The 9,061-nt window shown below is 49.0% G+C and carries 7 protein-coding genes; 6 read left to right on the top strand and 1 reads right to left on the bottom strand.

Annotated elements, in window-relative coordinates:
* Window positions 1-207 precede the first annotated feature (207 nt).
* The gene (locus tag Q0140_RS08675; RefSeq protein WP_297963785.1) at window positions 208-351 is read left to right on the top strand and encodes a hypothetical protein; all 144 of its coding nucleotides are present in this window, start codon (window positions 208-210) and stop codon (window positions 349-351) included.
* Between the two features lie 478 nt (window positions 352-829).
* Here Q0140_RS08675 and yaaA read toward each other — a convergent pair whose 3' ends face one another.
* The gene (gene yaaA / locus Q0140_RS08670; RefSeq protein WP_297963782.1) at window positions 830-1,561 is read right to left on the bottom strand and encodes a peroxide stress protein YaaA; all 732 of its coding nucleotides are present in this window, start codon (window positions 1,559-1,561) and stop codon (window positions 830-832) included.
* 125 nt (window positions 1,562-1,686) lie between these two features.
* Between yaaA and Q0140_RS08665 the strand changes: the two genes are divergently transcribed.
* The 5 genes from Q0140_RS08665 (at window position 1,687) to Q0140_RS08645 (ending at window position 8,381) form a co-directional block, all read left to right on the top strand.
* Window positions 1,687-3,360, top strand: a complete 1,674-nt coding sequence (locus Q0140_RS08665; RefSeq protein ID WP_297963781.1) for an anthranilate synthase component I family protein — start codon at window positions 1,687-1,689, stop codon at window positions 3,358-3,360.
* 314 nt (window positions 3,361-3,674) lie between these two features.
* Window positions 3,675-5,288 carry an anthranilate phosphoribosyltransferase gene (gene trpD, locus Q0140_RS08660; RefSeq protein ID WP_297963779.1) on the top strand — a complete coding sequence of 538 codons (1,614 nt, stop codon included), beginning with the start codon at window positions 3,675-3,677 and terminating at the stop codon, window positions 5,286-5,288.
* Window positions 5,289-6,410 carry a DNA adenine methylase gene (locus Q0140_RS08655; protein ID WP_297963777.1) on the top strand — a complete coding sequence of 374 codons (1,122 nt, stop codon included), beginning with the start codon at window positions 5,289-5,291 and terminating at the stop codon, window positions 6,408-6,410.
* On the top strand, window positions 6,394-8,130 hold the full coding sequence (locus tag Q0140_RS08650) for a hypothetical protein (protein ID WP_297963776.1): 1,737 nt from the start codon (window positions 6,394-6,396) through the stop codon (window positions 8,128-8,130). Before Q0140_RS08655 ends, Q0140_RS08650 begins: the two co-directional genes overlap by 17 nt.
* A 62-nt stretch (window positions 8,131-8,192) precedes the next feature.
* Window positions 8,193-8,381, top strand: a complete 189-nt coding sequence (locus Q0140_RS08645) for a hypothetical protein (RefSeq protein WP_297963774.1) — start codon at window positions 8,193-8,195, stop codon at window positions 8,379-8,381.
* The last annotated feature ends 680 nt before the right edge of the window (window positions 8,382-9,061 follow it).

Raw genomic sequence — 9,061 nt, 5'->3', positions numbered from 1 at the left:
TTAAAATTTGAAGCGAAGTTTATAGCTTTAAAATTTAAAGCTTGCTAAATTTGCGGAATTTTGGATTTAGGAGCGGGGATTTGCGGGATTTTAAAGCGTGAAATTTCAGAGCGTAGAAATTTAATTGCAGAAATTCGGCTAGAAACTCTAATGCACTAGGTTACTAGAGTTTGTAGCGATGGCGTATTTTACTGCGTTTACGGATTTTTGGAATTTCAAAGTGTGAAATTTTGGCTCAAAATTTTATACGAAGCTAGCCCGCTTACGTCCACTTTTTTGCGGATTTGCGGCATAAATTTAGATCAGAATTTTGCGCCTAGACTGCGGCAGTTTAGCGTAAATTTGGATTAAAATTTTACGTTTAGATCGCGGGCGCAGTATTTTTGCCGCGATTAAATTTTCGACAGGATTCTATCGCGGCGAAATTTCATACGGCAAAATTCCGCACGGTAAAATTTCAGTCAAAATTATACCGCGAAATTTCTACGCTCCGTATTCTAAAAATCGCCGCAAAGTCACAACAAGATCGCCGTAAAATTTTATGCAGAGCGCACGGAAACGCAAAGAGCGCGAATTTCTTGTAAAAATTTACGACGAAATTTCACCGCCAAAAGCTCGTTTAAGGCAGCCCAAAGCCCTCTCAAAGACCAAAAAGCCGCCGCCGCAAAATCCTCACGCCGAAATTCCGACCGCAAATTTCTCCAGGTAAAATCGCTTTGGATGGGGTGGGATTTGGACTCGCAGCAAATTTTCCGAGCTAAATTTTACGCAAAAATTCGCGTTAAATCCGCAAACTTGATCGTAAATTTCTCCGAGCGGATTTTGCGCCTTATGAAATTTCCAGCACGATCTCCTTTCTTGGCCCGATCTGTTTGATCTCGAGCACGGAAGCGCCGCCCAAACGCAGCGCAAGCACCTCAGCCTCGCTGCAAGCGCCTGCTAGGGCTATTTCGCGCAACACCTTACCGCGCCAGGCTTTGGCGTAGTGGCTCAGCACCTTGCCGCCTTTGATGAAACTAAAACTCAAATATTCGTGCTTCATCTCATAAAATTTTTCGTAAAATCCCGCGCGCAGATCCACGACGCATTCATCCGCCAGATACCGATCTAGCGCGGCGGAGAAGCTATCGCGATAAAATTTCGCCGCGTCTATGCCGCCAAATTTTTCGCCCTGCTTGAGCTTGTAGTTCGGCAGCGCGTCGCCGCCCAGCACGGGGCCGAAAAGGTTTGAAAAAATTATCGTATTTCGCTCCGCAAACTCCTGCGCGCCGGGGCTTAGCGACGCGTAGCCTAGGGCGCGATATGCGGTGCCGGTGTAGCGCAAAAGCGCCTTCGCGCAGCCTTTTTCAAAGATATTTTCGCGCAGAGCCGCATCCCATTTTTTCAGCCCGAAAAGCTTGCAAAGCTCCGCCTCGTTTGCTTTATCCACAAAATCCGCGTAAGCGCGCAACATCTGCAGGCGCTTTTCGTAAAGATCTGCAAAGATGAAATTTTGCTCGCAAATGCGCGTGTCGCCACCCAGCTCGCTTTTCATCTCGCTTGGGGAAAATAAAATTTTCATACGCTCTCCTTAAAATTTGCTCATTTTACTAAAATTTTGCTTGCATTAAGCCCGCCTAGGCTCGCGCCGCCCGCTAAATTTAAGCTAAGCAGCGTATAATGGCGCTAAAAATTGTAAGGACGAAAATGCTTTTAGAAGAGCCGCTGTTTTACTACCGCGAAATTTTAAAGACGCATCCGCAAAGCTACCTCGCAGAGGACGACACTCAGGTCATCATCGGCATCGATTGCGATTATTTCGACGGATTTAAGATGAGCTTTGAGGCGCTAAAGCTTAAATTTGATGAGATAAAAAGCGCGAAAGCGGGCGCAAGCGAGTTTAAAAACGCAAACTTTGCCGGGCTTTTCGGCGTTTTGGGCTACGACATCGTGCGCGCGTTCGAAAATATCGGCGCACCGAAGCAGGCGCTGTATGACTTCCCGCCGTTTTTTTACGCCGATGCCGCAAACTACCTGCACTACGATAAAATCAGCAAAATTTACGATTCTTACGGCAAAGATGCCCAAATTTACGAAAACCTGCGCGGGCTTAGCCCGCAGGCTTCGCAGCAAGCCGCCGAAGCGGAAGGCACGCCGCAGAGTGCCGCAAGAGCGGACGCCGCGATAAAAATAGGATCGAAATCGCAAGCCGCGGCGAAGTCTGAGCCTAAGAAAAAAGAGCTTAAATTTAAAATTTTAACCGATCTAGGCGCCGAGGAGTCGCATTTTAGCGCGATGGTCGAGGCCGCAAAAGAAAAGATAAAAAGCGGCGACGTGTTTCAGGTCGTGCTGGGCGAAATTTTAGAAGTCGGTACGAATCTCGGCAGCTTGGAGTTTTACGAGCGACTCAAAAAGAACAATCCTAGCCCCTATATGTTTCACTTCCCGACGCCGTACGGCTGCGTCGCGGGCTCCAGCCCCGAGCTCATTATGGAGATCAAAAAGGACGAAATTTTCGTAGCTCCCATCGCGGGCACCCGCAGCAGAGGCGCGAATGCCGAGGCCGACGCGACGCTTGAGCGCGAGCTTTTAAGCGACGAAAAGGAGCTTGCGGAGCATCGGATGCTGATAGATCTAGCTCGCAACGACATCGGCAAATTTGCCGAGCCCGCCTCGGTACGGGTGCAAAACGCGATGCGCGTCATGCGCTACGAAAGCGTGATGCACATCGTAAGCGAGGTCTACGGCACCAAACCGCGCGGGGTAAGCGCGTTTGAGGTGCTTAGCACGATCTTTCCTGCGGGCACGCTAAGCGGTAGCCCGAAGATCCGCGCGATGCAGATCATAAACGAGCTGGAGCGCTACGAGCGCGGCATATACGGCGGCGGAATCGGGTTTTGGCGCTTTAACGGCGACGTGATGCAGGCGATCTTGATCCGCTCGGCGATCTTCGTAAATCGCGACGCGCAAAATTCCTGCTCGGACGAGAACTCTAAGCGAAATTCCAACTTAAATTTAAACTCTGCTTGCGGCGAGGGGAAGTCCGAAGCGACGGAGCTTTGCGGCGGTGAAAATCCTGAGACGACGGAGTTTTGCGGTGTCGCGACGCAAAAGGGCAGTGGCGAGTCGCAAAATTTAGCTCGCGCAGGCGGCGAGGCACTAAATTTAGAGAGCAAGCCGAGCTTTAGCCGCGCGATGCGGTTTGAGGTCGCTAAATTTAGCGCGGAGAATTTCGGCTACGAAGGGCTAAGTAATCTCGTATTTATCGGCGCGGGCGCGGGTATAGTTTACGACAGCTCGCCAAAGAGCGAATACGCGGAGATCTGCAAAAAACGCAAAAGCCCGCTAAAAGCGATCGAGGAGCTATGCGAGGAAGTTTAGACGCTTTAAATTTAGCTAGCCGGGCGCGGCGCTTTTCGGTGCGAGTTTGATTCCGCTAAATTTAATAGCGGTTTCGACGCTAGGACGTTAAATTTAACGGCGAGCTTCATTCGGCGCCGCAAAGCCGAGATACATATCGGCTGCAAAGTAGCGTAACGTCGCAGCTGATGTAGTAATGCCGCAGCCGCGAGTGGAATTTAAATTTAGCCCGCAGCGGCGCTAAAACGGCGCTAAATTTAGCCGCCGCAAAGCGGTTAAATTTAAACTATTTAGAATTTTAAAGAGGCGCAAGTGCCCTAAAAAAGGATAAAATTTTGATTTTAATGATAGATAATTACGACAGCTTCGTTTTTAATATTTATCAATACATTTTGGAGCTAAGCGATGAGGAGGTGCGCTACTTCCGCAACGACGGGATAACGCTAGAGCGGGTGCGCGAGCTTGCCCCGTCGCACATAATCCTAAGCCCCGGGCCAAATCATCCAAAAGACAGCGGCCTCTGCCTGGATATTTTGCGCGCGGATTTGGACGTGCCGATTTTGGGCGTGTGCCTTGGGCATCAGGCGATCGGATATGCGGCGGGTGCGGGGATAAAGCAGCTTGAGGTGCCACTTCACGGCAAGAGCTCGACGATCGAAATTTACGCAGATGGCGTGCTTTTTAGCGGGTTGCCGCGTAAATTTGAAGTGATGCGCTACCACTCGCTTTATGTGGACGAAGCTACGCTGCCGCGCGAGTTTGAAATTTTAGCAAAGAGCGAAAATGACGGCATTATAATGGCGATGAAGCACCGAAGTAAGCCGGTTTTCGGCATTCAATTTCATCCCGAGAGCTTTTTTACCCAATACGGCAAAAAGATCATCGAAAATTTCATCAATTACGGCAAAAAGATAATTTTAAAGGAGAAACTCGTGGTAAATTTCGCCCCGTTTATGTTGAAGCTACAAAAGGGCTTCCCGCTAGACAGCGACGATTACGCCGTCATTTGCAAGGCGCTTTACGAGCAGGATTACGACATCGTGCAGCTTGCTGGGCTGCTCGTGCTGATCAGCGAAAAATCGCTCTATCCAAGCAGTCTCACGGCGCTCGTGCGCAGTATCCTAAAATACTCGATCACCTACGACGATCCGAGCCCGATGTTTGACATCGTAGGCACGGGCGGCGATAGGCTAAAGACGATCAATATCTCCACGACCGTGGCCTTTATCGCGGCGAGCTTCGGCGTACGCGTCGCCAAGCACGGCAACCGCGCGATCACCAGCAGATCGGGCAGCTCCGATGCGCTCGATGCTCTGGGCGTGCCGCTACTTAGCGATCTGGCGCAGATTAGAGCGCTGCTAGATCGCACCGGGCTAGCGTTTTTTCACGCGCCGTTTTTTCACAAGATCACCGCCGAGGTCAAAGAGGTGCGCAACCGCCTAAAAATCGGCACCGTCTTTAATATAATGGGGCCGCTTTTAAATCCAAATTTAAGCCTAAGCAATCAGATCGTAGGCAATTATCTGGAGGAAGTAAACGGGCTCATCGCCGAAACGCTGATGATTTTGGGGCGCAAGCACGCTCTGGTGGTGCACGGCATGGATGGCATGGACGAGATCAGCCTGTGCGACGAGACGCTAATCCACGAGGTCAAGGACGGCAAAATTTTAGAATACCGCGTAAATCCCGAGCAGTTCGGCTTTGCGCGAGCATTTCACGGCGATATAGAAGGCGGCGACGGCGAGGCTAATGCTGAGATTTTAAAGCAAATTTTAAAAGGCGAGCTTAGCGGGCCAAAATTTGATATCGTCGTGCTAAACGCGATGTTTGCGCTATACTGCGCCGATGTCGTGTCAAGCCCTGCAGAGGCTAAGCCACTCATTTTAGAGGCGATCAAATCGGGCAAAACGTGGAAATTTTACGAAAACTACGTAGGAGCGAGAGCTTAGATGGATAGCGGCGAAAAGAGGGAGTTTTTAAGCGAGCAGCTCATCAGCTATCTGGGCAACAAGCGCTCGCTGCTAGCGCCGATAGAGCGTGCGATCTGCGAGATTAAGGCGGAGCTTGGGCGAGACAAGATCAGCTTCGCGGACGTCTTTAGCGGCAGCGGCATCGTCGCGCGACTGGCTAAAGCTCACTCAAACCTCGTGATCGCAAACGATCTGGAGGGCTACTCGCGCGCGATAAACTCCTGCTATCTTTCAAATTTCAGCGACGAGCTGTGGCGGGATTTAACCGAGCTGCACGCTGAAATTTTAAGAAATTTTACGCCGAAGGAGAGCTTTTTTAGCGAGCTGTACGCGCCGAAGAACGATGAGAATATCAAGGCGGGCGAGCGCGCTTTTTACACGCGCCGAAACGCCCTGATTTTGGGCGGGCTTTGCGAGCAGATCGGTAAAATCCCACAAAAATTTCGCGATTTTTTCACCGCGCCGCTGCTTAGCGAGGCGAGCATCCACTCAAACACGGGCGGCGTTTTTAAGGGCTTTTACAAGGATAAAGCGGGCGTGGGCAAGTTCGGCGGTAGCGGCGAAAACGCGCTAGCTCGCATAATGGGCGAAATTTCCCTACGCCTGCCCGTGCTTTCAAATTTCGCCTGCGAAAGCGCGGTCTTTCAAGAGGACGCCGCGCGCTTTGCACAGAGTGCGCGCGAGCGCTTTTCGCAGCTTGACGTCGCGTATTTTGATCCGCCCTACAATCAGCACCCCTACGGCTCGAACTATTTCATGCTAAATTTGATCACGGATTTTATAAACGAGGTCAAGAGCCCAAATGCTGCGGAGCTTAGCAGGGTTTCCGGGATCCCCGCAGACTGGAACCGCTCGGCATATAACAAAAAATCAAGTGCTGCGGAGGAATTTTTTGCGCTGCTGGCGGAATTTCCGGCGAAATTTTTAATAATCTCTTTTAATTCAGAGGGCTTTATCTCGAAGGCGGAATTTTTAAAAAACCTCGCGCACATCGGCTCCGTGCGCACGATAGAGATCCGCTATCCGACCTACCGCGCGAGCAGAAATTTAAACGCGCGCGAGCTTTACGTGACGGAATTTTTATATGTCGTACAGAAGTAAGATCAAAATTTGCGGCATCAAAAGCGCCGCCGAAGCCCGCGCGGTGCTGGCGTGCAGCTCGGCTTTATGCGCAAATTTAGAGCGCGCGGACGATGCTAAAAATTTACCGCGATCAGGCAGCGAGAGCTCAATAAAAACTCCTAATTTTTGCGGCGAAAATTTTGGGCGGAATTTCAATTCGGATGCCGAGAATTTTACGCGAAATTTCAATTCTGCCAATAAGAATTTTGCTAAAAATTTTAATCAGGGCGGCGAGAATTCCGCATGCCGCACGCAAGATCACGCAAATTTTACGTGCGAGCAGAATTGTGATTGCGATAAAAATTTCGGTAGCGGTTTACGAAGCCATGGCGACGGCTCGGGCGTGCGCGTGGATTTTTTGGGCGTGATCTTTGTGTCAAGCTCCAAGCGTTGCGTCAGCGTAGAAACGGCGCGCGAAATTGCGCGTATCGCGCATGAAAAGGGCACAAAATGCGTCGGAGTCTTTGCTTTGAGCTCGGCAAAACACAGCGTCGCCGCATGCGAAGATAAAATTTACGCGGGCACGAGCGGCGGCTTAAAATTTTACGAAAACGAGCGCGACGATTTGAGCGTAAATTTAAACGCAAGCCGCGCCACGCCCGCCTCGGCAGAGGAGCTAAATTCTGAAATTTTTGGCGCGGAAGTCCTAAGTGAGGAGCAAATTTTAAAAATTTGCAGCATTTGCGAGCTAGACTGCGCTCAAATTTACGGACGCATAAGTGCGGATTTCAAAACACGTCTTAACTCAGCAGGCACCGAGGCGTGGCAGGTTCTAAGTATCAGCGCTGAGATTCCGCCGCTTGAGGGTTTGAGCTGTGATCGGATCTTATTCGACGCCAAAGGGGCGAGCCTTGGCGGTAACGGCGTGAGCTTCGACTGGGATCTGTTACGACGCGCAGGGCTTGGCTGCGAAGAACAATACGGCGCGGCGCGCGATGAAAAATACTGCGCGAGTAGCGCAACTCAAAACATAGGCGGCACAAAATACGACCCAGCTAGCGGGCGCTGCGATACGCAAAATGACGTAGCAAGTGACGAAAAATGCTATGTAGTGGGCACGGCTCAAGACTCAGACGGCGCAAGGAGCCATCTTAAACACAGCGCGATCTGTAGCGGATATAGCGAGGGGAATTTAAAGCGCGATAAAAACGGCGACTGCAACAATTCTTGCGTGGAGCATAGCGAAAACGGAAATTTGAAGCTCAAGAGAGTAAGCAACATGTGCTGTGCCTCTAATAGCAATGAAGCGAGCGAGCGCGCACATGATATTGTTCGATCGAGCAATACGAAACAAGAAACGAGCGCCGATCGTCGCGCCGAAAAGAATGACGATGAGTGCAAATTTAGTGCGTGTGCTACCGCTCGGCTGAGTGGTGTAAGACCCACAAGCGAAGGCGTCAATGATCAAGGCGCAAGCGACTATGAGGCGGGCGCGCCAAATATTACGAATGACGGCGGAGAAGTGGACAAGCTGGGTACCACAAAAGATGATAGCGCGGATAAGCGCAACACCGCTTTCAAAGGTGGTGCGATCTCTTTTATTCTTGCAGGCGGCATCGGCGCGCAAAATATCCGTGAGGCACTCGCACTGCGCCCATACGCTATCGATCTAAACAGCCGCGTGGAGGACGCGCGAGGCTTTAAAGAGCCGCAAAAGATAAGCGAAATTTTGCGAATTTTAAAAAATGCGCAAGGCTGATCTCTGCGTGCAAACTCGCGCGATAGTTATATATAAATCAAGCGTATATAAGGAGGAGCCAAATGCATAACGACGAAATTGCTAGGTTTGGCATAAGCAAAACGCGGTATGATAAAAATATAAAGGATTTCTTACAAAATAAAAATTGCGATAAGCAAAATTTAGTGGGCAGCGGGCTAAAATTTACGAGCGATGGCAGGCAAAATTCTATAAATGCCAGCGAGCAAAATTTTACGAATGTCGTTGAATAAAAATCGCCAAGCGATCTCTCTTGCGCCGCTGATATGCCATCGCAAAATTTTAAAACTCAAGCTAGAGATTACGACAAAGAACCGATAACTATAAAAGATAATTCAATAGAGATGATTAAATTTTATTCGCCATTTCTGTATTTTCTTAATTTCATAGATTTTGGAACAAGGCAAGACTCGCCGAGATCCGTTAAACGCTGGCTAGGGCTCCCAAGTAAATTCGGTACCTGTTATATAAAATTTAAAAATTCAGTTATCGAATATTATTCCGAGAAAAAGAGAGCGACCCTATACTCTATAAATTTATCCGAAATAATTGCGATAAAACGCACCTTTGGGCCATCCACTTTTAAAATGACGAAAAAAGGTAAAATTTCAACATTTTTTGTCGCGTTTACGTGGATAATCCTTTTATCTTTGGTAGTAACTTTTAAAAATAAAATTTCTTATGGAATTTTAATTGTGCCGATCTCCTTATTTTTGGCGTTTGCGCCCTTAATCATATTTAGATTTAAGAAAAATTTGAGATTTGGCATAGGTAACGACAGCCTTATTTTTATGAGCAATGGTAATTATATCGAAGCGAGCATATTAACAAGCAAAGAATATAGGGGGCTAAAAGCCTATTTTCTACTCAAAATAGGGAAAAATTTAGATAAAATCCCGCCACAAATTTTTGT

The organism is uncultured Campylobacter sp. (assembly GCF_938045405.1).
Lineage (GTDB): Bacteria > Campylobacterota > Campylobacteria > Campylobacterales > Campylobacteraceae > Campylobacter_B.
Note: the sequence above shows the minus strand (reverse complement) of the source record. Positions and strands in the feature narration are given on the sequence as shown.